Source organism: Pseudarthrobacter sp. C1 (assembly GCF_034720455.1).
Lineage (GTDB): Bacteria > Actinomycetota > Actinomycetes > Actinomycetales > Micrococcaceae > Arthrobacter.
Genome location: NZ_JAYESK010000001.1, coordinates 586219 through 612178 on the forward strand (window position 1 = coordinate 586219; position 25960 = coordinate 612178).

Sequence of the window (25960 nt, forward strand, 5' to 3'; positions counted from 1 at the left end):
CAAAAGAACGCCGTTCATTATTTTCCTTGCTTCCTGAGGCGCTCCCCTCCATACTAAATGAACGCCATTCATATAGTGACCGTCGTCTCAACTTCTCCAGAAAGTGGTGCCATGACCGAGACCATCCGCACCAGCACATCCGCCTACGGCTCCGGGAGGCCCTCACCGGCAGCCGCCGGCACCAGCCCCAAAGGACTGAAGGGCGGGCAGCTGGGACTTCTCGCCGTCGTCGTCCTGGGCATTTCCACCATCGCCCCCGCCTACACCTTGACCAGCGCCCTTGGCCCCACGGTCAACGAAGCCGGGCTCCAGCTGCCCGTCATCTTCCTGATCGGTTTCATCCCCATGATCCTGGTCTCCCTTGCCTACCGGGAACTCAACGCCGATTCCCCGGACAGCGGCACCACCTTCACTTGGGTCACCAAGGCCTTCGGCCCGTGGGTTGGCTGGATGGGCGGGTGGGGCCTGCTGGCGGCCAACATCATTGTGCTCTCCAACCTCGCGGGAGTCGCCGTCGACTTCTTTTACCTTTTCCTTTCCCAGCTGACGGGCTCGCCGGAGCTCGCCGACCTGGCGGCAAACAAGGCCCTGAACGTGCTGACCTGCTTTGTGTTCGTGGCCCTGGCCGTCTGGGTCAGCTACCGCGGCTTGCACACCACCAAGCTGGTCCAGTACAGCCTGGTGGGATTCCAGCTGCTTGTCCTGGGCCTCTTTGTAGGCATGGCCTTCGCCAACTGGTCCGCCTCTGACACTGCCATCCCGTTCAGCTGGGAGTGGTTCGACGTCACCAGGATCGAGACCTTCGGGCAGATCGCCGCAGGCATCTCACTGTCCATCTTTGTCTACTGGGGCTGGGACGTCTGCCTGACCGTCAATGAGGAAACCTCCAACGGCAAGAGGACGGCAGGACTGGCCGGAACCCTGACCGCCGTGATCGTCCTGGCGATCTACCTGACGGTGAGCATCGCCACCATGATGTTCGCCGGCGTAGGTGATACCGGCAACGGCCTGAACAACACCGAGATCCACGAAAACATCTTCACGGCACTGGCCTCTCCCATCATGGGTCCGTTCGCCATCCTTATGTCCATGGCAGTGCTGTCCAGCTCTGCCGCGTCCCTGCAGTCCACGTTCATGTCGCCGTCCCGCAGCCTGCTGGCCATGGGGTACTACGGCGCGCTTCCGGAGCCGTTCAGCCGGGTCAGCAGGAAGTTTGCGACGCCGGGCTTCGCCACGGTTGCCGCCGGCATCATGTCCGCGGGCTTCTACGCCGTGATGCACGTGGTCAGCGAGAATGTCCTCAATGACACCATCCTGGCGCTCGGGTTGATGATCTGCTTCTACTACGGCCTCACTGCCCTGGCCTGCGCCTGGTACTTCCGCCACAGCCTGTTCAACAGCATGCGCCACTTCGTCCTCCGCCTGGTGTGCCCGGTGCTGGGCGGCGTGGGACTGTTCGTAGTGTTCCTGCAGACCGCCGTGGACAGCTGGGCGCCGGAGTTCGGCAGCGGCTCGGAGGTGTTCGGGGTGGGCCTGGTCTTTGTCCTGGGCGTCGGCATCCTGGCGTCCGGTGCCGTCGTCATGCTCATCATGGCCAGGGTCCGCCCCGGCTTCTTCCGCGGCGAGACCCTTAAGCGGGATACCCCCGCACTGGTGGTCCCGGAGTAAAGGCGCGGAGGCTTCCGGAGGCCGTCACCGCCGGCGAAGGAAGGTGCCGTTCATCTGGAAACCGGGGGAACGGCACCTTCGGTGCTGGTTGGCTGACTGTCACCAGTAGTGCGCCACGTCAACCACCAGGCGCGACCCGGAGCCCGGCCCGTCCAGGGTGAAGACCCGGAACGGCAGGCGGGCCCGTACGCCCAGCCCGATGCTGGTGTAGCCCTCGTAGCTGCCGGCAAGGACCACCTGGCGGAAAGTCTGGTAGCGGGCAACGTTTGAGAGCTCAGCCTGGTTCGGCGGGTTGTAGGTGGAGTTGTAGTCCTCGTCGTAGGCGGGCGAGTTCACTGTCACCTGCAGGCGCGCGTTCCCCCGGACGGGGATGGCAAAGCCGGACCCGTCCTGGACTATCTGTGGAACGTACCGCACGGTATAACCCGCAACGGCGCCGTTGAGGTCCACCACCATCCTGTCGAAGCAGTAGTGCTGCCCGGTCCGGACATTGGTGACGGTGGCGGTGCTCATGCTTTGGTCGGCCTTGGCCAAAGACCCCCATACGAGCCCGCAGTAGGAGGTGGAAGCGGAGGCGGGACCCGGAACCACGATTCCCAGCCCGGCCGCCAGGAGGATGGCAGCCAGCCAGGTGTAGAACTTTTTCATTTTGGAGCCACCCATGTGTGGAGCGAATGGATAGCTCAAGAGTAGGAGCGTTTACGGCGCGAAACGAGGTTTGTTGCCGCTTCGCCACGCAACCGTTAACCCGCGGCGCCCTTCATCACGCCCCTGTATAGCGAGAGCCGAAACAGGGCTCCCGCCGGCCCGTTTGGAACCCGTTCCGTGTTGTTTCGGCATTGTTCCGGCACCTTGCCGTTACCGGGATAACGACGGCGGCAGGAGACAAGAAGCGCCGGTCACCCGAGGGGGGTGGCCGGCGCCGGGCAATCCGGAAGAAGGGTCAGCCTTCGCAGTCGCGGCAGTACTTCAGGCCGTCCTTTTCCCGGGCAACCTGCGAGCGGTGGCGGACCAGGAAGCACGACGAGCAGGTGAACTCATCGGACTGCTCGGGAACAACAATGACCGTCAGTTCCTCGTTGGAAAGATCCGCACCCGGCAGGTCAATGCCCTCGGCAGTGTCGTTCTCGTCGACATCTATGACCGCTGTCTGCGCGTTGCCGCTCCGCGACGCCTGGAGGGCTTCAAGAGAGTCGGCGGGCGACTCTTCTTCCTGCTTGCGTGGAGCATCGTAATCGGTAGCCATAGCCTGTTCACTTTCGTTGCTGCGCAGCGCCATTCAGGCACCTCAGTGCAGCAGTTTAGGGCATTATCGCCCTACTGGCGCAATAGTGTGGCTAAGCAGACATTCCGCCGCTTCCACCCGCTGTTCCTGCATGCTCGGACCGGGCCTGGTCGGCGCCCAGGGACACTCCACTCAAGGCCGGAAGCCAGCCCCACCGGCTGGCGTCGGCCATGGCGCCGGCGGCATTGGACTCGGATTCGTAGGTGAACGTATCCAGCAGCCAGTCGCGGAGCCGGATGAGCAGGGTGTCCGTCATGCAATGAAACCTACGCAGCGATTGTTGTGGCCACGTTTCGCGGCGGTCTCCCCCGGATTAAATCAGCTGCCGGCCCGGTCTCCGGGCGGACTTTTCAGGCGGGCGGCGCCGTGCTGCTGCGCAGGACGAGTTCCGGCTCCACCACGAGTGTCCGGGGTCCTTCCGTCCCGTCGAACGCCGTGAACATCATCTGCATGCACCGCCGGCCCAGTTCCTCGAAGTCCTGCCGAACCACCGTCAGCGGCGGACTGAAGTAGCCGGCCTCGGGCTGGTCGTCGAAGCCCACCACGGACACGTCCTGCGGCACTTTGATGCCAGCCTCGGTCAGTGCGCGAAGGACTCCCAAGGCCATCTGGTCGTTGCCCACGAAGAGGGCAGTTGCCCGGCGGGTCGCCGCGATCCGCCGGCCGATTTCGTAGCCGCTGCCGGCGCTCCAGTCACCTTCGATGATCAGGTCCGTATCGAGTCCGGCAGAGGCAAGGGTGGACCGCCAGCCGTCGGCGCGCGCCACGGCATCGATCCAGTCCTGCGGCCCCGCGACGTGCCCGATCCGGACGTGCCCCTGCCCGATAAGGTGCCGCACGGCCAGTTCAGCCCCGCGGCGCTGGTCCACCCTGACGCCGCCAACCGTGTCGTTCCCATCGGGTCCCACGGCCACCACCGGCACTCCGATGGGAAGTTCCGCCAGCGCCGCCAGCGTCTCAAGGTGCGGAACGATTACCACGATGCCGTCCACCGACTGGTCCAGGAAGTGCCTGACGGCGTCCAGGATCGCGTCGCGGCTGAACTCCCGCAACGCGGCGACGCTGACGAAATATCCCGCGTCCCTTGCAGCGCGTTCCACGCCCAGCAATGTATTGGCAGGACCGTACTGGGAGAGCTCGCTGCCCAGGACCCCGATGGTCTGCGAGCGCCGGGTGACCAGGCTCCGGGCTGCGGTGTTGCGGCGGTAGCCAAGCCGGGCTATCACCGCTTCCACTCTTTCCCGCGTCCCCGCGCTCACGTTGGGGTGGTTGTTGACCACCCGTGACACGGTCTGGTGCGAGACCCCGGCCAACTCCGCCACGTCCTCAAGCCTCGGCAGCCGGCGAGGCTTGCCGCGCGTCACGGCGTTCTTGTCCGTGGCAGGAGCCGGGAGCTCAGCCGTGCCACTGGGTCAGATCCCGCCGGCCAGCTTGTAGTAGGCGGCGTTCCAGTTCAGGTCCTTCTTGAACTGCCGGATGGTTGTGTCGTCGTCAATGGTCAGCAGTTCGGTTTTGGCGATCTCGGCGAAGTCCTCGAACACTGCCATGCCCACCTGGGTGGAGAGAACGGTATGGTGGGCGGCGCCGGCGGTGAGCCATGCCGCGGCGGAGGTTGCGAAGTCCGGCTTGGGCTCCCACAGGGCGCGGGCCACGGGCAGGTTGGGCAGCGGCTGCTCCAGGGGAACGACGTCGACGGCGTTGGCCACCAGGCGGAAACGGTCCCGCATGTCGGACAGTGCGACGACGACGCCCGGGGAGGCATCGGCGTCGAACACCAGGCGGACCGGGTCTTCCTTGCCGCCGATGCCCAGCGGGTGGATTTCCAGGCGCGGCTTCGATGCCGTGAGGGAGGGGCAGACCTCCAGCATGTGCGCGCCCAGGATCTTCTCGGACCCGGGTTCCAGGTGGTAGGTGTAGTCCTCCATGAGCGAGGCACCGCCGGGCAGGCCTGCGCCCATCACCTTCGCGGCGCGGACCAGGATGGCGGTCTTCCAGTCGCCTTCGGCGCCGAAGCCGTACCCGGCGGCCATGAGCCTCTGCACCGCGAGGCCGGGAAGTTGGCGCAGGGCGCCCAGGTCCTCGAAGGACGTGGTGAACGCGGCGGAGCCGTTGGCCTCCAGGAAGCTGCGCAGGCCGAGTTCGATCCGGGCCCCGTACCGAAGCGATTCATGCCTGGCCGCGCCTGCGCGGAGCTCCGGCACCACGTCGTAAAGGTCCTCATATTCCGCCACCAAGGCGTCGACGTCGGCCTCCGCCGCGCCGTGCACGGCGTCGGCGAGCTCGTTCACGGACCAGGTGTTCACGGCGACGCCGAAGCGCAGCTCGGCCTCGGTTTTGTCGCCTTCGGTGACGGCGACGTTGCGCATGTTGTCGCCGAAGCGGGTCAGCTTCAGGGTGCGGACGGCGGCCCAGCCGGCGGCGGCGCGCTGCCACGAACCCACCTGGCGTGCCACGTCAGGGTTGGAGACGTGCCCGACGACGGTCTTCCGGGCGATGCCCAGGCGGGACTGGATGTACCCGAACTCGCGGTCTCCATGCGCGGCCTGGTTCAGGTTCATGAAGTCGAAGTCGATGTCCGCCCACGGCAGGTCCCGGTTGGCCTGGGTGTGGAGGTGCAGCAGGGGCTTGCGCAGCAGGTCCAGGCCCTGGATCCACATCTTGGCCGGGCTGAACGTGTGCATCCAGGCGGTCACACCGATCACGGAATCATCCGAGTTCGCCTCCAGCGCGGTCCGCCGGATGGCATCCGAATCCGTGAGGACAGGCTTCCAGACAATCCTGACCGGGACGGCGGAATTGGCGTTGAGCTGGTTGGCGATCTCCTGGGACTGGGCGGCCACCTGCTTGAGGACTTCCTCCCCGTACAGGTGCTGGCTGCCGGTGAGGAACCAGACCTCGTAGCCGTCGAGGGAAGTGTTTGCTGCGGTGCTCATGGATTCTCCTGGGAAGTGATGTGGCGGCGCTGGATTACTGGCCTGTGCTTTTTATTGGCCGTAGACGTTCTGGTAGCGGGCATAGAGGGAGTCGATGGAGCCCTGGTCGATGGGCAGGGGCTCGCCCAGCTGCCTGGAAATGTGGACGGTGCGGGCCACCTCCTCGCACATCACGGCGGCCTTCACGGCGGAGCGGGCGTCCTTGCCGATGGTGAAGGGACCGTGGTTCTGCATCAGGACAGCCGGTGAATTGGAGTTCTTCAGCGTCTCCACGATCCCGTGGCCGATCGAGTCGTCGCCGATCAGCGCGAACGGGCCCACCGGGATGGAGCCGCCGAACTCATCGCCCATCATGGTCAGCACGCACGGGATGGCCTCCCCCCTCGCAGCCCAGGCGGTGGCGTAGGTGGAGTGGGTGTGCACCACGCCGCCCACCTCCGGCATGTGCCGGTAGACGTACGCGTGCGCTGCTGTGTCCGACGACGGAGACAGCGGCGGGTTGCCCCAGTCCACCGTGCCGCCGCCACCGACGTTGGTGCCCCTGACGGGCGTGCCGTGCAGGTCGGTCACGATCATCTGCTCCGGGGTCAGGTCCTGGTAGGCGACCCCGGAGGGCTTGATGACCATCAGGTCGGTGCCCGGCACCCGGGCGGAAACGTTGCCCGCGGTCCACACCACCAGTTCGTAGCGGGTCAGCTCGGCATGCAGCGCGCACACTTCTTCACGGACCCGGGCGATGGTTTCCAGGGTCCCGGTTCCGGTTCCATTCCCTGCACTCATGCGGACACCTCCACGGCCGTTTCGGCGGCGGAGCCGGCACCGGGCAGGGCGGTCCGGGCAGCTTTGCGCTGGATGGCCTTGAGCCGGTGCATCACGTCGTTGCCGCCGCGGCCAAAGTAGTCGTGCAGGGCCTTGTACTCCTGGAAGAGTTCCTCGTAAGCGGCCACGTTTTCCGGGATGGGCGTGTAGACCTCACCGGGTTCGGAACCCATGGCGGCGGCAGCTTCCCGGATGTCAGCGTATTCTCCGGCGGCGACGGCGGCGTGGATGGCGGATCCCAGGGCCGGACCCTGCTCCGAGCCGATGGTGGACAGCTGAAGGCCGGTGGCGTCCGCGTAGATCTGCATCAGGAGCCTGTTCTTGAGCAGGCCGCCGGCCACGATGAATTCCTTCACCGGAACCCCGGCGTCGCGGAAGGCGTCCACGATGGTGCGGGTTCCGAAGGCCGTGGCTTCCAGCAGGGCGCGGTAGGTGTCCTCGGGCCTGGTGGCGAGGGTCTGGCCCACCACGATGCCGGACAGCTCATGGTCCACCAGCACCGAGCGGTTGCCCGAGTGCCAGTCGAGTGCGATCAGGCCGTGCTCCCCGATGGCCTGCCGCGACGCCAGTTCGGTGAGGTACTCATGGATCCCCAGCCCGCCGTCCCTGGCAGCCTGGTGGTATTCGGGCGGGACGCCGTACTTGGTGAACCAGCCGAAGATGTCCCCCACGCCGGACTGCCCGGCCTCGTAGCCCCACAGGCCCGGCACGATGCCGCCGTCCACTGCCCCGCACATTCCCGGCACTTCCCGCAGTTCGTTGCCGTTCATCACGTGGCAGGTGGAGGTGCCCATGATGGCCACCAGCTGGCCGGCTTCCACTGCCTTGGCGGCAGGGACCGTGACGTGGGCGTCAACGTTTCCCACGGCCACGGCGATGCCCTCCGGCAGCCCGGTCCAGGCTGCCGCCTCCGCCGTCAGGGTGCCGGCGGCGTCCCCCAGCCGCCCGATGGCGTGCTCCAGCTTGGAACTGACAAAGTCCTTGAAGTCCGGGTTCAGGGCGGCCAGGAAATCCGCCGAGGGATACCGCCCGTCCTGGTAGATGCCCTTGTAGCCGGCGGTGCAGGCGTTGCGGACGTAGCGGCCGCACAGCTGCCAGACGATCCAGTCGGCCGCCTCCACCCAGTGGTCCATGGCGGCGTAGGCCTCCGGATCCTCTTCCAGCAGCTGCAGGCCTTTGGCGAACTCCCACTCGGAGGAGATCAGGCCCCCGTACCGCGGAAGCCACTCTTCGCCCCGTTCGGCGGCCAGCCGGTTGATCCGGTCGGCCTGCCCTTGGGCGGCGTGGTGGCGCCAGAGCTTCACGTAGGCATGCGGCCGGTTGGCATAGCCCGGCAATTCGTTCAGGGGCGTGCCATCCGCCTTGACGGGCACCATGGTGCAGGCGGTGAAGTCAGTGGCAATACCGACGACGGCGGCCGGGTCGATCCCCGCGGCGGCCACTGCGGCGGGAACGGCTATGCGCAGGACGTCCCTGTAGTCGTTGGGCACCTGAAGCGCCCATTCCCCGGGAAGCCGTGCTCCGTCGTCGCCCGCCACGTCCTTGGGCAGGGAGCCGGTCACCACTGCATGGGGATACTCATGGACGGCGCTGCCGAGCTCCTTGCCGTCGCGGACCCGCACCACCACGGCACGGCCTGACAGGGTTCCGTAGTCCACCCCGATCACGCAGTGGTCGGGGTGGACGTCGGAGCTGGAAGTGAACAACGCAGCTGGCATGGGGTTGCCTCCATCCGGGAGGCAGAGGCCTCATTACCGGTTTTGTAGGGTCAGGGTCGAGCTAAGTGCTGCAGCAAGTGTGAACGCTAACAAAGAAGAAGTCAATGAGGTCAAAGGTTTTCGGAGTTTCCGTCAGGAGGCTCTTGTTAGCGTTCACAAATCAGTCTATATTGAACCGACACATCAACCATGTGGCCAGGGCCGGGAGCATCGTTGCTTCCCGGCCCAACAACACTTCGCGGCAATGCTGCCGCGGAAGGAGAAAATGGTGAGAATCAAAAAACTCATGGGCGCGGTGGCCCTTGTCCTCGCCCTGACCGTGGGAGCCACCGGTTGCGGCTCCCGTGGCGGAGCCACCGAATCCAGCGGCGCGGCGAAGCCCGGCGACTCGCTGGTTGGCATCTCGATGCCAACCCAGACATCCGAACGATGGATTGCCGACGGCGCCAACGTTGAGAAGTCCCTGAAAGACCTCGGCTACAAGACGGACCTCCAGTTCGCCAACGACGACATCCCAACCCAGGTCTCGCAGATCGAGAACATGCTGACGAAGGGCGCCAAAGCCCTGATCATCGCTGCGATTGACGGCACCACCCTGACCGACGTCCTGGCCAAGGCCAAGGAGCAGAACGTCAAGGTCATCGCCTACGACCGTCTCATCAACGGCACTCCGAACGTGGACTACTACACCACGTTCGACAACTACACCGTAGGCGTCCAGCAGGCCACGTCGCTGCTGACCGGCCTGGGCCTGGTCGATGCCAGCGGCAAGAAGGTGGACGGCAAGGGCCCCTTCAACGTCGAACTCTTCGCCGGAAGCCCGGACGACAACAACGCCAACTTCTTCTGGACCGGCGCCATGGACACCCTCAAGCCGTACCTGGATGCCGGCACGCTGAAGGTCCCCAGCGGCCAGGCCAAGTTTGAGCAGGCCGCCATCCTTCGCTGGCAGGCACCCGTGGCACAGAAGCGGATGGAAGACATTCTCACCTCCGCCTACAGCTCGGGCACCAAGCTGAACGGCGTCCTCTCCCCGTACGACGGCCTGTCCATCGGCATTATCTCCGCCCTCACCAGCACCGGCGGCTACGCCAAGGGAAGCCTTCCGGTAGTCACCGGCCAGGACGCCGAAAAGGGCTCCGTGAAGTCCATCGTCGCCGGCGAGCAGTACTCCACCATCTTCAAGGACACCCGCCAGCTCGGCGCCCAGGCCGTCAAGATGGTTGATGCAGTCCTCAAGGGCCAGGAACCGGAGACCAACGACACCAAGACCTACGACAACAAGGTCAAGGTTGTCCCGGCCTTCCTGCTGAAGTCCGTGATCATCACCAAGGACAACTACAAAAAGGAACTGATCGACTCGGGTTACTACACCGACGCCGACGTCAAGTAGTCAGCGTCCCGGGCTGTGGCCGGACCTGCATCCGGCCACAGCCCCGCCCGCACCTTCCTGCAGCAGCAGGAAGGCCAAGCTTCGACCAGTCAGTGGGAATTGACGATGAACACACCCATTCTTCAAATGCGAGGAATCACCAAGACGTTCCCCGGCGTGAAAGCGCTGCAGGACGTCACCTTGGATGTGAACCGTGGCGAGGTCCACGCCATCTGCGGTGAGAACGGCGCCGGCAAGTCAACGCTCATGAAAGTGTTGTCCGGCGTCTATCCGCACAACACCTTCGACGGGGAAATCCTCTTCGAAAACGAACCCTGCAACTTCTCCAGCATCTCGGACAGCGAGAAGCGGGGCATCGTGATCATCCACCAGGAACTGGCGCTGAGCCCGTACCTCTCAATCGCCGAGAACATCTACCTCGGCAACGAACAAGCCACCAACGGATGGGTGGACTGGCGCAAGACCAACCTGGAGGCAGCAAAGCTGCTGGCCCGCGTGGGCCTAGACGAAAACCCCGTCACTCCCGTCCAGCACATCAGCGTGGGCAAGCAGCAGCTCGTGGAAATCGCCAAGGCGCTGTCCAAGGAAGTGAAGCTGCTCATCCTGGACGAGCCCACGGCCGCCCTCAACGACGAGGATTCCGGCCACTTGCTGGATCTGATCCTCCATTTGAAGGGCCAGGGGGTCACCAGCATCATCATCAGCCACAAACTCAATGAAATCCGCAAGGTGGCCGACGCCGTCACCATCATCCGGGACGGCAAAACCATCGAGACCCTTCGGCTCGATGAGGGCCAGATCACCCAGGAACGGATTATCCGCGGCATGGTGGGACGTGACCTGGAGAGCCTGTACCCGGACCGCGAGCCGAACATCGGCGAAGAAGTCCTCCGGATCGAAGACTGGTCCGTCCGGCATCCCCAGGACCACAGCCGCATGGTGGTCCGCAACGCCAACCTGCATGTCAGGAAGGGCGAAGTGGTGGGACTTGCCGGGCTGATGGGCGCCGGACGCACGGAACTCGCCATGAGCGTCTTCGGCCGTACCTACGGCACCGCAACGTCAGGCAAGGTCTACAAGTACGGCGAGGAAATCAACACCTCAACTGTCTCTGACGCCATCCGGCACGGCGTTGCGTACGCCACCGAGGACCGCAAGCACTACGGCCTGAACCTCATCGAGGACATCAAGCGCAACATCTCCCTGGCAGCTCTGCGCAAGCTCGCCAAACGCGGCTTCGTGGACAAGAACCAGGAGACCGTGGTGGCCAACGGCTACCGGAAGAGCATGAACATCAAAGCACCCTCGGTGGCCGCCATCACCGGCAAGCTCTCCGGCGGCAACCAGCAGAAGGTGGTGCTGAGCAAATGGATGTTCTCCGACCCGGACGTGCTCATCCTCGATGAACCCACCCGCGGGATCGACGTCGGTGCCAAATACGAGATCTACACGATCATCGCCAAACTCGCGGCCGAAGGAAAAGCCGTGATCGTCATTTCCTCGGAACTTCCCGAACTCCTGGGCATCTGCGACCGCATCTACACCCTCGCCGCCGGCCACATAACGGGTGAAGTCCCCATCGCCGAGGCCACCCAGGAAACCCTGATGCACTACATGACCAAAGAGAAGGAATAGCGAAATGTCCGCCTTACGAGAATCGCTCGGATTCCTCACAAGCCGCCTCCGCCAGGTTGGCATCTTCGTTGCCCTGATCCTGATCGTCCTGCTGTTCCAGGGGCTGACCGGCGGGATCCTGCTGGAACCGCAGAACGTCACCAACCTGGTGGTCCAGAACAGTTACATCCTCATCCTGGCCATCGGCATGGTGATGGTGATCATCGCCGGTCACATCGATCTTTCCGTCGGGTCCGTCGCCGGCTTTATCGGCGCCGTGGCCGGCGTCATGATTGTGCACTGGGGCTGGCCGTGGTGGGCCGCAATCCCGGCCTGCCTGCTGGTCGGGGCCCTCGTGGGCGCCTGGCAGGGCTACTGGATCGCCTATGTGGGGATCCCGGCCTTCATCGTCACACTGGCGGGCATGCTGATCTTCCGCGGACTCACGCTCATCACCCTCAAGAACCAGCAGATCACCCCCTTCCCCGCCGAACTGCGGGCCCTGGGCGGCGGCTTCCTTCCTGACATCTCCGGCGGCACGTCCGTCCTGGAGTGGCTCACAGTGATCCTGGGTGCCGGCGCTACCGTGGCACTGCTGATCCAGGCCCTCAAGGAGCGCAGGATCCGCAGGAAGTTCGACCTCGAGAGCGAACCCCTGGTCTGGTTCGTCATCAAGACCGCCTTCACGGCGCTACTCATGCTCATCATCACCTTCCTGCTGGCCTCCTACCGTGGCACGCCGATCGTCCTGGTGGTCCTGGCCGTGCTGGTGATCGCCTACACCGCCCTGATGAACAACAGCGTCTTCGGGCGGCACACGTACGCGATCGGCGGCAACCTCCATGCAGCTGAACTGTCAGGCATTAAGACCAAGGCCGTCACGTTCCGGCTCTTCGTGAACATGGGCGTGCTCGCCGCGCTCGCAGGCCTGGTCTTCACCGCGCGGCTCAACTCTGCGCAGCCCGCCGGTGGAACAGGCTTCGAACTGGACTCCATCGCTGCAGCCTTCATCGGCGGCGCCGCTGTTACCGGTGGGATCGGAACAGTCGCGGGGGCCATGATCGGCGGCCTGATCATGGGAGTGCTCAACAACGGCATGTCCATCCTGGGCCTGGGCACCGATTACCAGCAGCTCATCAAGGGCCTGGTACTCCTTTTGGCCGTCGGCTTCGATATCTTCAACAAGAACCGCAGCGGCGACGGCGGTGACCTCGGCAAACGGTTCAAGCTGAAGACTTCACCTCCGCCCGCCGAGGAAAAAGCGACGCCGGCGGCCAGCGAAACCGTGGAGGCGGGCGTCAAGTAGCGGCTACCGCGGCCGCGGCGCTGCTCCATGCAGACCCGGGCCTTGGACGACGCGTCCGGGGCCCGGGTCTTTGCAGCTCAGGGCGCTGCCGCGACTCCGGTAGCAACATCCGCCGGCGAGCGCTGCCGACGGCTGAGCAGGATAAAGGGAGCCGCAATCAGTTGCACTGCCCCACCCACGGCCAGTGAAGCCGGGTAGCCGTAGAGGTCCGCGGTCCGGCCGAGCAGCGGCTGCACCACCACTCCCCCGGCCGAGCCCATCAGGGAATCGAAGCTCAGCACTGTGGCACGCTGCTTCGAGGCAATCATGTCGTTCAGGTATGCCTGCCGGACGGGCGTGCCGGCCGAGGACACGATTGCCCAGAGTGCCAGGAGCACCAACGCCAGCCAGAAGACGCTGGTGAACATGAGCACCACCAGGACGAGTGCACTGGCCACGTTCGTGGCTATCAGCACGCTGGTCCGCCGCCGGACCAGTTTCCGGACCCGGGGCGCCATCCATCCGCCGACGACGTCCGCTCCTGCCACCAGGGCCGCCGCCAGGCCCGCTATGGCATAGGCCCGCGGGTCTCCGAAAAGCTGAAGCAGGTAGGGCTGCAGGGCATAGAAAACGTAGATGCCCACCCCTTCGGTGAACGGGGCCGCCAGCATGATGAAGCGGACGGGCGGGTTCTTCAGTCCGTTGTCCACGGATGCCCGCAATACTGCCCGGGTGGCCTGCAGCGGATGGGCCGAACGTTCAGGCGTGAAGCCGACGTCGTGCATGAGCAGGAAGGCCACGGCGAACATGGCGGTGAGCACGCCCACCCGAACGAGGAACGGAACACCGAGGTTGCTGGCCTGGGCAATGACCCCGCCGGCCACGGAGCCCGCCAGCATGGCAACGCCGGAGACCATCTGCCCCCGGCCAAGCACCGTTTCCAGCCCGCCTTCGTAACCGGCGAAACTCAGGGCGTCCACCAGCCAGGCCTCCACTGCGCCGGAGAAGAAGGTGAAGCCCAGGCCCAGCAGGACCGAGACCACGGCCCACCACCAGAACGGGGCTGAAAACTGCCACAGCAGGTAGTACAGGAAGGTGGACCCGGCCAGCGTGAGTGTGCCCAGCAGGAAGGAAACCCGGCGGCCCCAACTGTCCGCCACTACTCCGGTCGGCACCTCGAACAGCACCATGCCGGCCGTAAAGAAGGCATTCGCGGCAAAGGCCTCCAGGTTGCTTAGGCCCGCATCCAGCAGGAAGAGCGTGTTGATGCCCCAGATGAACGAGGCCGCCAGGGTGTTTCCCAGGGTCAGCGTCAGGTAGACGCGCTGGATCTTCCTGGCTGCGTCGTTCATGGCAGGTGCGGCTACGGGGTGCTGAAGCTGGCGGGTACCGGATCATGCCGCAGGTACCGGCGGCGGAAGCGCCCGGATCCCGCGGTGAGGGCCCGCAAATCGACGGCATAGCGCAGCAGTTCCTGGTCCGGGACTTCAGCGCTGATTTCGGTCAGGCCGTCACCGGAGGAGGTGGTTCCGGTGAGCCTGCCGCGCCTGGCGGACAAGTCACTCATCACGGACCCCACGTGCTCGTCCGTCACAGTGATGACCACCGATGACACCGGCTCCAGGAGTTGGATCCGCCCTGCTGCCGCCGCCTCGCGCAGGGCCAGCGCCCCGGCGGCCTGGAATGCGGCATCGGAGGAATCCACGCTGTGCGCTTTGCCTCCCGTGAGCGTCACCCGCAGGTCCACCACCGGGAAGCCCGCGCTGACCCCCTTTTCCATCTGGGCACGGACGCCCTTCTCCACGGACGGGATGAACGTCCCCGGGATCACGCCGCCCACCGTCCTGTCCACGAATTCGAAGCCACCGCCGCGTGGCAGGGGTTCCACGTCAATATCGCAGACAGCATATTGCCCGTGGCCGCCGGACTGCTTGACGTGCCGCCCATGGCCGGCGGCGGGGGCCGAGAAAGTTTCACGCAAGGGCGTCACCACGTCCACCGTATGCAGCTTCACGCCCTGGTCCCGCAACCTGTCCAGCACCACCTCGGCGTGGGCCTCCCCCATGCACCAAAGGACGAGCTGATGCGTTTCCTGGTTCCGTTCCACCCGCAAGGTGGGATCGCCGGCCGCGATCTTCCCCAGGCTGCGCGCCAGGGCGTCTTCGTCACTGCGCGAATCAGCCTCCACGGCCACGGGCAGCAGCGGCTCGGGCATCTCCCAGGTGGCCAGCAGCAGCGGCCGGTCCCGGCCGGAGATGGTGTCTCCGGTTTCGGCGCTTCCCAGTTTCGCCACCGCGCAAATGTCCCCCGCCACGCAGTGCGGGACAGGCCGCAGCGAGGCACCGAGCGGGGAGTAGAGGTGCGTAACGCGTTCGTCCGTGTCGTGGTCCTGGTGGCCGCGGTCGGCCAGGCCCTGGCCGGTAACGTGCACCGGAGCATCCTCCCGGAGCGTGCCGGAGAAAACCCGGACCAGGCAGATCCGGCCCAGGAACGGGTCGATGGAGGTGCGGACCACCTCTGCCGCCAACTGGCCCTCCGGATCGCAGGACAAGGGCCCGGCGGGCGCGCCCGCCAGGTCCGTCACCTCGGGCACCCGGCCGTCCGACGGAGGCGGGAAGGCCCGGACCAGGACCTCCACCAGTTCCGCGGTCCCCAGTCCGCTGACGGCCGACGTGGACAGGACGGGGAAAAAGGACCCGCGCTCGACGGCGGTTTCCAGGTCAGCGACAAGGACGTCGGTTTCGATGTCCTCGCCTGCCAGGTAGCGGTCCATCAGGGTTTCGTCTTCGCTCTCGCCGATGATCCCCTCGATGAGGTCCCCCCTGGCGGCACCGAAGGCCGCAAGTTCGTCGGGGGTCGCTTCGCGCGTCGTTGCGGACAGCTCCCCGGATGAGTAATCGCTGACCGTCCCGGACAGCAGGCCGAGCAGGCCGGTGACCTCAGCGCCCGTCCGGACCGGAACGTACAGCGGCAGGACGCCCTCGCCGAAGGACTTCCGGCAGGCGGCCAGGACGCCGTCGTAATCTGCCCGCGGGTGGTCCATGCGGGTGATGGCGACGGCACGGGGCAGGCGCATGTGCTCGCATTCATCCCACAGCGCGGTGGTGGTGGCGTCGATTCCGTCGACCGCGGACACCACGAACAGGGCGGCGTCCGCGGCGCGGAGTCCTGCACGGAGTTCGCCGATGAAATCCGGGTAGCCCGGGGTGTCCAGGAGGTTCACTTTGATGCCGTCAACCAGCAGCGGCACCAGCGACAGGGTCACTGAGCGCTGCTGGTGGACCGCGGCGGGGTCGGAATCGCTGACGGTGGTCCCGTCCGGAATGGATCCCTTGCGGGTGATCATGCCGTTGGCAGCGAGCAGCGCCTCGATCAGCATGGTCTTCCCGGCACCTGAATGGCCTACGAGCGCCACGTTGCGGATTTTGGCGGGCTCCTCTGCTGCGATTCCGGCGGAGGCATCGGCACGTCGGGACTCGGGTCCGTTCCTTCCGGCCGCTGTCCTGGCTGAGTCCTTGGTGCCTCTGACCGACATGGGAACCTCCTGGCGCCTTCGCCATCCAACCGGGCTGAACATGTCCTCTGATTCGACACCCTGCAGGGGCTGTACGGCAAGGGCAGGCAGAAGGGAAATTACGAGCCGCGCGCCTTCCGGGTAGCCGCATCGCTGGCCTTCTGGATGGCTTTGACCAGTTCGTCCTTGTCCATCTTGGAACGGCCGTCGATGTGCAGCTCCTGCGCGAGCTTATAGAGATGTTCCTTCGAGGCGTTCGCGTTCACGCCGCCCGCGGTGGGCTCGGAGGACCGCACGCCCCCTTCGGCCCGTTTGTCCGAGGGGCCGCGTTTTTCCTTCGGCTCCCAGTGGTCGCCCACCTTCTCGTAGCTGTGCTTGAGCGAGGCGTAGGCTGCCCGGGCGGCCCTTTGCTCGTCATTGTCGTAGCTCTCAAGGGCTGAATCGTAGGTTTTGGCGAACGTGTCCTGGGCCTTCCGCCCGGAGCGCTGCAGGGTGGAGGGCAGCTCATCCTTGCGGGCGTGGCCGTTCTTTCCGGTCTTGGGCATGGCACCCACACTCCTTTTATCAGCAGGCTGATGGTCGGGATAGAACCAGCTTAGCCGTCCGGAGAGGAGAGGGTAGTGGAGCCCCCTGTCGGATTCGAACCGACGACCCCCGCTTTACAAGAGCGGTGCTCTGGCCAACTGAGCTAAGGAGGCGTGCCCCTGCGGGCTGGCGCCTGAACGGCGCTAGATAAGGTTAGCCCAAGTGGCGCCGGTGGTAAAAACGCCCGCGCCAACGCCCCGAACCGGCCTTAAAGACGGCGGCCCGTTCCGGGAAGAATCCGGAACAGGCCGCCGATATGCCGTTAGGCTCTTAGGCCTTGGCGTCGATGGCCGCCTGGATCTCGGCGTTCAGGTCCGAGGCGCCGTCCCACTTCTTGCCGTCGATGAAGATGGTGGGCGTCCCCGAGATGCCGGAGTTTGCGGCAAGGTCGGTGGAGTACTTGACGTAGGGACGGAAAGTCTTGTCGTCCACGCAGCTGTTGATGTCTGCGCCAACGTCGCTGGCCAGGGACTTCAACTTGTCATCAGACAGGCCGGCTCCGCCCTCGGCGGGCTGGTTGTCGAAGAGGATATTGATGTAATCCGCGTACTTCCCGGGGGCCTTGTCTGCAACGCACGCGGCGGCGTTCGCGGAACGTGAGGAGTAGTTGGTGCTGGACTGGCGGTCCAGGAAGCCCAGCGGCCGGTACTCCATAGTGATCTTGCCTTCATTGCGAAGGCTGGTCAGGGCCTCGTTGTATGTTTCCTCGAACCGGAGGCAAACGGGGCAGATGAAGTCGATGTATGCAATGACCTTGACCGGCTGTCCCGCTTCGGCCTCGGCCCCCGGCGCCACCACGGGGTTGGGCTGTGTTTCAGGCTTGGCCGGAAGATTGGCCATGTCCACCGTGGCCGGGTCCGTCTTCTTCACTTCGGAGTTGGCCAGCAGGGTCACGCCGCCGTTGACGTTGGCGTTGGCCGGCACCGGACCCTGGTCGGCGATGGGGGTGTTCTGCCTGATGCTGGTGGTCACGACCAGCGCAACGACAGCCAGGATGGCGACGACGGCGGCCACGATGCCCCAGCCGATGAGCAGCTTGTTGCGCTTGTCCTTCTTCAGCTGCGCTTCACGGATCTGGCGCGCCTTTTCCCGCGCCTCCGCGGTGCGCTCAGCCTTGGACTTACGTACTTCGTTTGCGGGGCTCATGTGTTCCTTGGGTCGGTTGACGTGGGGGGACCACTTCGTGGCAACTCCTACATTTTAGGGGAGAAAGCTGGGAGCTTGCGCTTTCAACTAACCGCCGGGTTGACCAACGGACGAATAGCACGGAAGATTCCGTCCCGTTAGGGTGGGCTGAGAGGCACAAGCAACCCCAGGGGGCCGCAATGCAAACACCCGTCCAGGAAAAACCTTCCGCAACATCTACGTCCGGCACCGCCGGCTCCGCCCACGGCGGAGCCACGAAGTACGACTTCATGGTGGTGTCGAACAGGCTGCCGGTGGACCGTTGCGCACCCGGGGAAAGCGGGGATGACGGCTCCGGCTGGCGCCGGTCCCCCGGCGGGCTGGTGACTGCGCTGGCCCCCATGATGACCAAGACCGACGGCGCGTGGGTAGGGTGGCACGGCGCCCCCGACGAGACAGTCAAACCCTTTAGCCACGGCGGCATGGACCTGGTCCCCGTCCAGCTCAGCACCGACGAAGTGGAGCTCTATTACGAGGGGTTCTCGAACGCCACCCTCTGGCCGCTGTACCACGACGTCATCGCCCCGCCGGAGTTCCACCGTACGTGGTGGGACGCCTACCGCAAGGTCAACAGGAGGTTCGCCGACGCCGTCGTGCGCCACGCCGATCACGGCGCCACGGTGTGGGTACAGGACTACCAGCTCCAGCTGGTGCCGCGCCTGCTGCGCGAAGCGCGGCCGGACCTCCGGATCGGGTTCTTCAACCACATCCCGTTCCCGCCGCCGGAGATCTTTGCGCAGCTGCCGTGGCGCCAGGCCATCATTGACGGGCTCCTCGGTGCCGACCTGGTGGGCTTCCAGCGGCCCAGCGATGCCGGAAACTTCATGCGCTCCGCACGCCGCTTCCTCGGCGCCAGCGTTAAGCAGCAGCAGGTCCATGTGAAGGGCCAGGACGGCGCCGTTACGCACATTGCCCGGGCGCAGGCATTCCCCATCTCCATTGACGTCCGGCAGATCACCGAACTGGCCTCCAACCCGGACATCATTGAGCGGGCCCGCCAGATCCGGCAGGACCTCGGGAACCCCAAGACGATCCTGCTCGGCGTCGACCGCCTGGACTACACCAAGGGCATCCGGCACCGGCTGAAGGCCTTTGAGGAGCTCCTGGCGGACGGCAAGCTTTCCGTTGGCGACGCCACCCTGATCCAGGTGGCCAGCCCCAGCCGCGAGCGCGTTGAGCAGTACCGCCTCCTGCGCGAGGAGGTGGAGGGCACGGTGGGCCATATCAACGGCACGTACGACACCATCGAGAACACCGCCGTACGCTACCTGCACCACAGCTATCCGGTGGAGGAGATGGTGGCGCTGTACCTTGCTGCCGACGTCATGCTGGTAACGGCTCTTCGGGACGGCATGAACCTTGTGGCCAAGGAATACGTGACGGCGCGCACCAACAACGACGGTGCCCTGGTCCTCAGTGAGTTCGCCGGTGCAGCCGACCAGCTCAAGCAGGCACTGCTGATTAATCCGCATGACATTGACGGCCTCAAAGGCGCCATCATGCGTGCCGTGAACCTGGAACAGCGGGACGCGTCCCGGCGGATGCGGGCCATGCGCAAGCAGATCCTCGAGCACGACGTGGACCACTGGTCCGCCGACTTCCTGCGCGCGCTCAACGAAAAGGTGGTCCGCGATGACTCATGACGCCCGCCACGCCAAGGACCGGCTTTCGCTGTCCCCCGAGCTCCGGGAAGCCATCCGGCGGATCGCCGGGACCGAGCACCTGCTCGTGGCCATGGATTTCGACGGCACGATGGCGCCCATCGTCGGCCGCGCCGACGACGCCCGGCCGCTGCCGCGCTCGGCGGCCGCCTTCGCCGGCCTCGCCGTGCTTCCACGGACGACGACGGCACTCATCTCCGGCCGCGCCCTCGCCAGCCTGCGCGCCGTCGCCTCCCCTCCGGTGGACACGCTCCTCATCGGCAGCCATGGCGCCGAGGCATGGCTGGGTCCGGGATCCGCCGGGCTCACGCTCGATGAAGGGCAAAAGGCCCTCCTGGCCGAGGTGCGCACCGTCCTGGAGGACATCGTCAGGGAAGCTCCCGGCACCACGCTTGAGGACAAGCCCGCAGGGGTGGTCCTCCATACCCGCCTCGCCGCCGATGATGTCGCCGAAGACGCCGTGGCTGCTGCCCGCTCCCTGCTGCAGGACCGGAAGGGGGTGTTCCTCAAGGACGGCAAGCGGGTCCTTGAAACCTCGGTGGTCAACGCGTCCAAAGGCGAGGGCGTCACCTTCCTGCGGCAGATCACCGGAGCTACCGGTGTCCTGTTCGCCGGCGATGACACCACGGACGAAGACGCCCTGGCGCGCCTGGAGCCGGGGGACGTAGGCGTCAAGGTGGGCCTTGACTTCACCCAGGCCGAATACCGCGTTGAGGCTCCGGTCCATATTGCCGAACTGCTGGAGGTGCTGCTCCAGGAGCGGAGCATCGCCGTGGCAGAGGAGGACCCCGCAGCCGCGCAGGGGTAGTGCAGCCCGGCCCGGGCATGCGCAAGCTCACATGTGATGACCGTAACATTTGCAACCATTGTTGAAACATCTGACATACTCTTGCATGTGATGTGGCGCACAAGAACCGTGCGGCGTCACTCGGCTCTCCTCGGCCTCGGCCCGGGAGCGTCAGCAGCACAAAACTGAACAAACATGAACCATTCACAACGGATCGTCCGGCACGTACCTGCCGGTGAAGGGATTGATAACTGTGGCTACAGTTACTTTTGATAACGCTACGCGTCTGTACCCGGGCACAGATAAGCCCGCCGTCGATAAGCTCAACATCGACATCGCCGATGGCGAATTCCTGGTCCTCGTTGGACCCTCCGGTTGCGGCAAGTCCACCTCCCTGCGCATGCTCGCAGGCCTTGAGGACGTCAACGCCGGCCGGATCCTGATCGGTGACCGCGACGTCACCGATGTTCCCCCGAAGGACCGCGACATCGCGATGGTCTTCCAGAACTACGCGCTGTACCCGCACATGACTGTGGCCGACAACATGGGCTTCGCCCTGAAGATCGCAGGCGTTTCCAAGGAAGAGCGCGCCGAGCGCGTCCGCGAAGCCGCCAAGCTCCTTGACCTCGAGCAGTACCTGGACCGCAAGCCGAAGGCACTCTCCGGCGGCCAGCGCCAGCGCGTCGCCATGGGCCGCGCCATCGTGCGTAACCCCCAGGTCTTCCTCATGGATGAGCCGCTGTCCAACCTTGACGCCAAGCTCCGCGTGCAGACCCGTACGCAGATCGCATCCCTGACCCGCCGCCTCGGCGTCACCACCGTCTACGTGACGCACGACCAGGTCGAGGCCATGACCATGGGCGACCGCGTTGCAGTGCTGAAGGATGGCCTGCTGCAGCAGGTTGACACGCCGCGCAACCTGTACGACCGTCCCAAGAACGTCTTCGTTGCCGGCTTCATCGGCTCCCCCGCCATGAACCTGCTGGAACTCCCCGTGGTGGACGGCGGCGTGCAGTTCGGCGGCACCGTTTACCCCGTGCCGCGCGACGTCCTCGAGGAAGCACACGGCTCCACCGTTACCCTTGGAAGCCGGCCGGAAGACCTCGAGACCGCGCCGCAGGGTGAAGGCCTGAAGGTTGAGGTCGACGTCGTCGAAGAGCTCGGCGCCGACGCCTACGTTTACGGCCACACCACGCTTGACGGCAAGGACCACGACATCGTGGCCCGCGTCGACGGCCGCCGCCCCCCGATGAAGGGCGAGGTCATCTACGTCCGTCCGCAGTCGGGCCACGTGCACCTGTTCGACACCAAGACCGGCCTGCGCCTCGGCGACTGATTCCCAGCAAAAGCCAAACCGACGGCGGCCCGCACCTTTACGCAATGGTGCGGGCCGCCGGCGGCCCGCACGTTTCCGCATTGGTGCGGGCCGCCGGCGGCCCGCACGTTTCCGCATTGGTGCGGGCCGCCGGCGGCCCGCACCTTTACGCAATGGTGCGGGCCGCCGTCGGCCTTTAACTGCGGCCCAGGAGAATTTAGCGGGCCGCCCGATGTACGGAAGAATTGAGCCATGACCGAGGAATACAGCGCCCAGTGGCACGACGAACCCACCGACTACGGGCAGATCGGGAAGCTGCCGCGGTTTGTGGCCGCCAGCGCTGACGACGGCAAGGCAGCCTCGGTCTCCAGCTCGCTGAACATCACGGCGGCGGCCGCGGACCCCGAGCTCCTGGACCTGCCGTGGCACATTGCCCTGGAAGACTGGCCCGCAGAGAACCTGGCCGCGCTGCCGCGCGGCATCTCCCGCCACATCGTGCGCTTCGCCCATCTTGGCGGCTCCGTCATCGCCATCAAGGAGACGTCGGAGCACGTGGCCCGGCACGAGTACCACATGCTCCGCAAGCTGGCCCGGCTGGATGTCCCCTGCGTGGAGCCGGTGGCCGTGATTACCGGCCGCACCACCCTGGACGGGCGTCCGCTGAACCCGGTGCTGGTCACCCGGCACCTGAAGTTCTCCATGCCGTACCGCGCCCTGTTCTCCCAAATGCTCCGCAAGGACACGCTGACGCGCCTTATCGACGCCCAGGCGCTGCTGCTGGTGCGCCTCCACCTCATCGGCTTCTACTGGGGCGACGTGTCCCTTTCCAATACGCTGTTCAGGCGCGACGCCGGGGCGTTTGCCGCCTACCTGGTGGACGCGGAGACCGGCGAGCTGTACCCGGACCTGTCCACGGGCCAGCGTGAATATGACCTCGAGATCGCCCGGGTCAACATTGCGGGCGAGCTGATGGACCTGCTCGACGGCGGGCTGATCGAGGAAAAAGTGGACCCGGTGGCCACCAGCGAGCTGATCATGGACAGCTACCGCCGCCTGTGGCAGGAGCTTACCGAAAAGGAGTCCTTCGAACTGGGTGAGCGCTGGCGGGTCAGCGCCCGGATCCGCCGGCTCAACGAACTCGGCTTCGACGTCGAGGAATACGCCATCAAGACCACCCAGAACGGCACCACCATCCAGCTGCAGCCCAAGGTGGTGGACGCGGGGCACCACCAGCGGCGGTTGCTGAGGCTTACGGGCATCGACGCCCAGGAGAACCAGGCCCGCCGCCTCCTCAATGACATGGATTCGTTCCGCGCAGACAACAACCCGGGCATGGACGAGGAATACAGCGCCCACCTCTGGGTCAGCCAGATCTTCGAGCCGATCGTCAGGTCCATTCCGCGGGACCTTTCCGGCAAGCTCGAACCCGCTGAAGTGGTGCACGAAGTCCTGGAACACCGCTGGTACATGTCCGAAAAGCAGGAACGGCACATCCCGCTGGCGGAGGCTGTGCAGTCCTACATCGACTCAATCCTGCGGCACCGCCGGGACGAGGCCGCCATCATGCTGAACCCGGATACGGAGCTGTTGAAGATCCTCGAAGTGGAGACCGAGGAGTCGCGCTACGGCGAAGACGAGTCAATCGACGAGTACCCCGACTCGGACGACTGAACCGCACGCCAAAGCCTAGATAGCCTTCCCGGGGTTGAGGATGCCCGCAGGATCAAACAGTTCCTTGATCCTGCGCTGGAGTTCCCGGACCGGCTCCGCCTGTTCCTGGCCCAGCCAGCGCAATTTGTACTGGCCAACTCCGTGCTCGCCCGTAATCGTCCCGCCCATTTCCAGCGCGGCTGTGATGGACTCGTCCAGGACCCGTTGCAGCCGTTCCATGGCGCCGGCGTCGACACCGTTGCCCGTGCGGTCGATCCAGAAGGTGGGGTGCAGGTTTCCGTCGCCGGCATGCGCCACCACCTTGAGGTGTACTGCGTGGTCCACGGCCATCGATTCCAGGGCGGCAACGTAATCCACCAGCCGGGAACGGGGCACGGCGACGTCCTCGCCCACGCGGTATTCGTCGTCGACCTCCACTCCCCTGCTGTGCCGGCGAAGCTCCACCAACCGCTCCGCCTCGGCGCTGGCCTCGGTGGTGACAGCTGCGCCCCCGGCCCGGAGGACGTCCCGCACTACCTGGGCCTCTGCGGCTGCACCGAACCCGTCTGTCTGGATCAGGAGCAATGACCGGCCCCGGGCGGTGAGGTCAGAGCCGTGGATGTCATCGAGCTGGGCCAGCGTACCGCCATCAAGCAATTCCATGATGGCGGGCTGCACCCGTGCTTTGCCGACGGCCAGGACACCCGCGGCAGCCTGCCGGAAGTCCGGGTAGAACGCCGCGACCGTGTGAACCTCCTGCGGCAGGTACTTCAAGCGGACCGTGACCCCGACGACGATGCCGAGCGTGCCCTCGGACCCCACGAACAGGCTGGTGAGGTCGTACCCGGCCACGCCCTTGAACGTCTGGTGGCCGGTATGGATGAGCGACCCATCAGCCAGCACCACGTCGAGCGCGAGGACCGAGTCCCTGGTGACCCCGTATTTCGCACACCGCAGCCCGCCGGCGTTCGTGGCAACGTTCCCGCCGATGGTGGAGCTGCGGAAGCTGGCTGGATCCGGCGCGTACATCAGCCCATGCATGGCGGCAGCCTCATTGAGGGCTGCGTTCACCACCCCGGGCTCCACCGCTGCCGTTTCGTCATCCGGACTGAGGGCGAGGATGCGGTCCATGCGCTCCAAGGAAAGAATGATGCAGTTCTCCGTGGCATGGGCCCCGCCGGAGACTCCCGTCCCTGCGCCGCGGGCCACGAGGGCTACACTGCTGCCTGCGCAGGCGCGGACGACGGCCTGGACGTCTGCCACGGATTCCGGGAAGACCACGGCCAACGGCAGCTGAAAGTCGATGATGGGGGCCTGGTCCACGGCGTACCTGCGGAGCGCGGCCTCGCCCACCTCTATCTGCCCGGGCGCAAGGATGGCTTCCAGCTCGTCCACTATGCTTCCCACGAAGCCTCCGTCCCTCGTAGCGCGTGTTCCCCCAGTCTAGGCCGGGCTAGGACGGGGGCCTGACCCTATGCGCCCGGGGTGCCTGCAGCACCCATGAAACGAGCGTACCGCGCAAGGATCCCCGGCCAGTCGCTGGCATACTTCGCCCTGGTGGCGGCTGGATCTTCGGCACCTTCCCACCCCTCATGGAAGACCCGGACCTCGGTGCCGTCCGCGACGGCACGGAAGGCGACGAGGAGTTCAGTGGACCACAGCGCGGTGGTGCCGGGATGCCACGTGGCATGGAATGACAATGGCGGCTGCCAGTCATCAAGGGTTCCCCAGATGGTGGTCCGGCCGTCGTCGGCTGTCTCCAGGATGAGGTTCTCCTCGAATTCCACGTAGGAGCCTGCACCGTAGACGCCGTGCGATTCCAGGGGCCACCACAGGTGCGTGTGGTCCGTAAAGCCCGCGAAGGCATGGCCAACGCTTCCCGGAACTATCACCGTGTTCACCACGGGGCCCAGTGCCTCGGGGGCCGATTCGTCGTCGTTCCCGGTGGGTTCCTGCGCGTGGCTGAAGAGGCTGTCCATGGTGCCCAACTTTACCGTCTGCGTGGCCTCCCACGCCGCGACCCTTGGCTGCGGGTAGCCGGCGTGCTGGTGGTTGTAACCCGGGGGTTAAATGCAGCAGGGCCCTGACGTTGTTGTCAGGGCCCTGCTTGAATGTATGTCCGGCGGTGACCTACTCTCCCACACCCTCCCGGGTGCAGTACCATCGGCGCTGTGGGTCTTAGCTTCCGGGTTCGGAATGGGACCGGGCGTTTCCCCCACGCTATGACCGCCGTAACCTTGTTACCCGTCCGCCCGGGTGTCCCGGGGGGTGGGAAGTGTTGTGGTTACAACATTGTGGTGTTGTTATTTAGTTGGTGTTCCCTGCAACAAATGGTTTGTTNTCCCCCACGCTATGACCGCCGTAACCTTGTTACCCGTCCGCCCGGGTGTCCCGGGGGGTGGGAAGTGTTGTGGTTACAACATTGTGGTGTTGTTATTTAGTTGGTGTTCCCTGCAACAAATGGTTTGTTGTTCGGGAACCACATAGTGGACGCAAGCAGTCTTGTTATCTTTTTACCAACCCTGGTGTGGAACCGCTTTTGAACCGG

At 65.4% G+C, this 25960-nt stretch carries 21 protein-coding genes, 1 tRNA gene and 1 rRNA gene; 8 read left to right on the plus strand and 15 right to left on the minus strand.

Annotated elements, in window-relative coordinates; translation table 11 throughout:
- The first annotated feature begins 111 nt into the window (after positions 1-111).
- The gene (locus U7114_RS02565) at positions 112-1668 is read left to right on the plus strand and encodes an APC family permease (RefSeq protein ID WP_323056475.1); all 1557 of its coding nucleotides are present in this window, start codon (positions 112-114) and stop codon (positions 1666-1668) included.
- A gap of 99 nt (positions 1669-1767) precedes the next feature.
- On the opposite strand, the gene U7114_RS02570 is transcribed toward U7114_RS02565, so the two are convergent.
- The 7 genes from U7114_RS02570 to araB form a co-directional block, all read right to left on the minus strand.
- Positions 1768-2316 (minus strand): hypothetical protein, encoded by a 549-nt coding sequence (locus U7114_RS02570; protein WP_321215385.1) that lies wholly within the window; start codon positions 2314-2316, stop codon positions 1768-1770.
- Between the two features lie 295 nt (positions 2317-2611).
- Complete coding sequence (locus U7114_RS02575; protein ID WP_018762118.1) at positions 2612-2914, minus strand: DUF4193 domain-containing protein; 303 nt, start codon at positions 2912-2914, stop codon at positions 2612-2614.
- 91 nt (positions 2915-3005) lie between these two features.
- On the minus strand, positions 3006-3209 hold the full coding sequence (locus U7114_RS02580) for a hypothetical protein (RefSeq protein ID WP_157239070.1): 204 nt from the start codon (positions 3207-3209) through the stop codon (positions 3006-3008).
- A 94-nt stretch (positions 3210-3303) separates the two neighbouring features.
- The gene (locus tag U7114_RS02585) at positions 3304-4317 is read right to left on the minus strand and encodes a LacI family DNA-binding transcriptional regulator (protein ID WP_323056476.1); all 1014 of its coding nucleotides are present in this window, start codon (positions 4315-4317) and stop codon (positions 3304-3306) included.
- 48 nt (positions 4318-4365) lie between these two features.
- On the minus strand, positions 4366-5886 hold the full coding sequence (gene araA / locus U7114_RS02590; RefSeq protein WP_323056477.1) for an L-arabinose isomerase: 1521 nt from the start codon (positions 5884-5886) through the stop codon (positions 4366-4368).
- 51 nt (positions 5887-5937) lie between these two features.
- Positions 5938-6666: an L-ribulose-5-phosphate 4-epimerase gene (locus tag U7114_RS02595; RefSeq protein WP_323056478.1), complete on the minus strand. Its 729-nt coding sequence runs from the start codon at positions 6664-6666 to the stop codon at positions 5938-5940.
- Positions 6663-8423 (minus strand): ribulokinase, encoded by a 1761-nt coding sequence (gene araB / locus U7114_RS02600; RefSeq protein ID WP_157239076.1) that lies wholly within the window; start codon positions 8421-8423, stop codon positions 6663-6665. The genes U7114_RS02595 and araB overlap by 4 nt, the downstream gene beginning before the upstream one ends.
- Positions 8424-8688: 265 nt before the next feature.
- Here araB and chvE point away from each other — a divergent pair, with 265 nt between their 5' ends.
- The 3 genes from chvE (at position 8689) to mmsB (ending at position 12736) form a co-directional block, all read left to right on the plus strand.
- The gene (chvE, locus tag U7114_RS02605; RefSeq protein WP_370460433.1) at positions 8689-9816 is read left to right on the plus strand and encodes a multiple monosaccharide ABC transporter substrate-binding protein; all 1128 of its coding nucleotides are present in this window, start codon (positions 8689-8691) and stop codon (positions 9814-9816) included.
- A gap of 105 nt (positions 9817-9921) precedes the next feature.
- Entirely contained in the window at positions 9922-11451 is a 1530-nt protein-coding gene (mmsA, locus tag U7114_RS02610) for a multiple monosaccharide ABC transporter ATP-binding protein (RefSeq protein ID WP_323056479.1), read from the plus strand.
- Positions 11452-11455: 4 nt separating this feature from the next.
- Positions 11456-12736 carry a multiple monosaccharide ABC transporter permease gene (mmsB, locus tag U7114_RS02615; RefSeq protein WP_157239081.1) on the plus strand — a complete coding sequence of 427 codons (1281 nt, stop codon included), beginning with the start codon at positions 11456-11458 and terminating at the stop codon, positions 12734-12736.
- Positions 12737-12813: 77 nt separating this feature from the next.
- Here the strand turns inward: mmsB and U7114_RS02620 are convergent, their stop codons facing one another.
- The 5 genes from U7114_RS02620 to U7114_RS02640 form a co-directional block, all read right to left on the minus strand.
- Complete coding sequence (locus tag U7114_RS02620) at positions 12814-14067, minus strand: MFS transporter (RefSeq protein ID WP_323056480.1); 1254 nt, start codon at positions 14065-14067, stop codon at positions 12814-12816.
- 11 nt (positions 14068-14078) lie between these two features.
- Entirely contained in the window at positions 14079-16250 is a 2172-nt protein-coding gene (locus U7114_RS02625) for an elongation factor G-like protein EF-G2 (RefSeq protein ID WP_323056481.1), read from the minus strand.
- Positions 16251-16348: 98 nt separating this feature from the next.
- Complete coding sequence (locus U7114_RS02630) at positions 16349-16774, minus strand: ChaB family protein (protein ID WP_323056482.1); 426 nt, start codon at positions 16772-16774, stop codon at positions 16349-16351.
- A 76-nt stretch (positions 16775-16850) separates the two neighbouring features.
- Positions 16851-16927: transfer RNA gene (locus U7114_RS02635), tRNA-Thr, on the minus strand.
- A gap of 157 nt (positions 16928-17084) precedes the next feature.
- Positions 17085-17960, minus strand: coding sequence for a DsbA family protein (locus tag U7114_RS02640; RefSeq protein ID WP_157239089.1), 876 nt, complete (start codon positions 17958-17960; stop codon positions 17085-17087).
- Positions 17961-18139: 179 nt separating this feature from the next.
- On the opposite strand from U7114_RS02640, the gene U7114_RS02645 reads away from it, so the two are divergent.
- The 4 genes from U7114_RS02645 to U7114_RS02660 all read left to right on the plus strand — a co-directional run bounded on the left by U7114_RS02645 (position 18140) and on the right by U7114_RS02660 (position 23433).
- A complete protein-coding gene (locus tag U7114_RS02645) occupies positions 18140-19642 on the plus strand; it encodes an alpha,alpha-trehalose-phosphate synthase (UDP-forming) (RefSeq protein WP_157239090.1) in 1503 nt (500 codons plus the stop codon).
- Complete coding sequence (gene otsB / locus U7114_RS02650) at positions 19632-20468, plus strand: trehalose-phosphatase (RefSeq protein WP_323056483.1); 837 nt, start codon at positions 19632-19634, stop codon at positions 20466-20468. Before U7114_RS02645 ends, otsB begins: the two co-directional genes overlap by 11 nt.
- A gap of 232 nt (positions 20469-20700) precedes the next feature.
- On the plus strand, positions 20701-21783 hold the full coding sequence (locus U7114_RS02655; RefSeq protein ID WP_018762103.1) for an ABC transporter ATP-binding protein: 1083 nt from the start codon (positions 20701-20703) through the stop codon (positions 21781-21783).
- A 231-nt stretch (positions 21784-22014) separates the two neighbouring features.
- Complete coding sequence (locus U7114_RS02660; RefSeq protein ID WP_157239094.1) at positions 22015-23433, plus strand: DUF4032 domain-containing protein; 1419 nt, start codon at positions 22015-22017, stop codon at positions 23431-23433.
- Between the two features lie 15 nt (positions 23434-23448).
- On the opposite strand, the gene U7114_RS02665 is transcribed toward U7114_RS02660, so the two are convergent.
- From U7114_RS02665 to rrf, 3 genes are all read right to left on the minus strand, one after another.
- Positions 23449-24819: an FAD-binding oxidoreductase gene (locus tag U7114_RS02665; RefSeq protein WP_323056484.1), complete on the minus strand. Its 1371-nt coding sequence runs from the start codon at positions 24817-24819 to the stop codon at positions 23449-23451.
- Positions 24820-24884: 65 nt separating this feature from the next.
- On the minus strand, positions 24885-25391 hold the full coding sequence (locus tag U7114_RS02670) for a hypothetical protein (RefSeq protein ID WP_157239097.1): 507 nt from the start codon (positions 25389-25391) through the stop codon (positions 24885-24887).
- Between the two features lie 138 nt (positions 25392-25529).
- A 5S ribosomal RNA gene (rrf, locus tag U7114_RS02675) occupies positions 25530-25646 on the minus strand.
- Positions 25647-25960 lie beyond the last annotated feature (314 nt).

Coding starts and splice junctions, on each gene's coding strand:
- U7114_RS02565 (WP_323056475.1), top strand. CDS start 112: ATGACCGAGACCATCCGCACCAGCACATCCGCCTACGGCTCCGGGAGG.
- U7114_RS02570 (WP_321215385.1), bottom strand. CDS start 2,316: ATGAAAAAGTTCTACACCTGGCTGGCTGCCATCCTCCTGGCGGCCGGG.
- U7114_RS02575 (WP_018762118.1), bottom strand. CDS start 2,914: ATGGCTACCGATTACGATGCTCCACGCAAGCAGGAAGAAGAGTCGCCC.
- U7114_RS02580 (WP_157239070.1), bottom strand. CDS start 3,209: ATGACGGACACCCTGCTCATCCGGCTCCGCGACTGGCTGCTGGATACG.
- araA (WP_323056477.1), bottom strand. CDS start 5,886: ATGAGCACCGCAGCAAACACTTCCCTCGACGGCTACGAGGTCTGGTTC.
- U7114_RS02595 (WP_323056478.1), bottom strand. CDS start 6,666: ATGAGTGCAGGGAATGGAACCGGAACCGGGACCCTGGAAACCATCGCC.
- araB (WP_157239076.1), bottom strand. CDS start 8,423: ATGCCAGCTGCGTTGTTCACTTCCAGCTCCGACGTCCACCCCGACCAC.
- chvE (WP_370460433.1), top strand. CDS start 8,689: ATGGTGAGAATCAAAAAACTCATGGGCGCGGTGGCCCTTGTCCTCGCC.
- mmsA (WP_323056479.1), top strand. CDS start 9,922: ATGAACACACCCATTCTTCAAATGCGAGGAATCACCAAGACGTTCCCC.
- mmsB (WP_157239081.1), top strand. CDS start 11,456: ATGTCCGCCTTACGAGAATCGCTCGGATTCCTCACAAGCCGCCTCCGC.
- U7114_RS02620 (WP_323056480.1), bottom strand. CDS start 14,067: ATGAACGACGCAGCCAGGAAGATCCAGCGCGTCTACCTGACGCTGACC.
- U7114_RS02625 (WP_323056481.1), bottom strand. CDS start 16,250: ATGTCGGTCAGAGGCACCAAGGACTCAGCCAGGACAGCGGCCGGAAGG.
- U7114_RS02630 (WP_323056482.1), bottom strand. CDS start 16,774: ATGCCCAAGACCGGAAAGAACGGCCACGCCCGCAAGGATGAGCTGCCC.
- U7114_RS02640 (WP_157239089.1), bottom strand. CDS start 17,960: ATGAGCCCCGCAAACGAAGTACGTAAGTCCAAGGCTGAGCGCACCGCG.
- U7114_RS02645 (WP_157239090.1), top strand. CDS start 18,140: ATGCAAACACCCGTCCAGGAAAAACCTTCCGCAACATCTACGTCCGGC.
- otsB (WP_323056483.1), top strand. CDS start 19,632: ATGACTCATGACGCCCGCCACGCCAAGGACCGGCTTTCGCTGTCCCCC.
- U7114_RS02660 (WP_157239094.1), top strand. CDS start 22,015: ATGACCGAGGAATACAGCGCCCAGTGGCACGACGAACCCACCGACTAC.
- U7114_RS02670 (WP_157239097.1), bottom strand. CDS start 25,391: ATGGACAGCCTCTTCAGCCACGCGCAGGAACCCACCGGGAACGACGAC.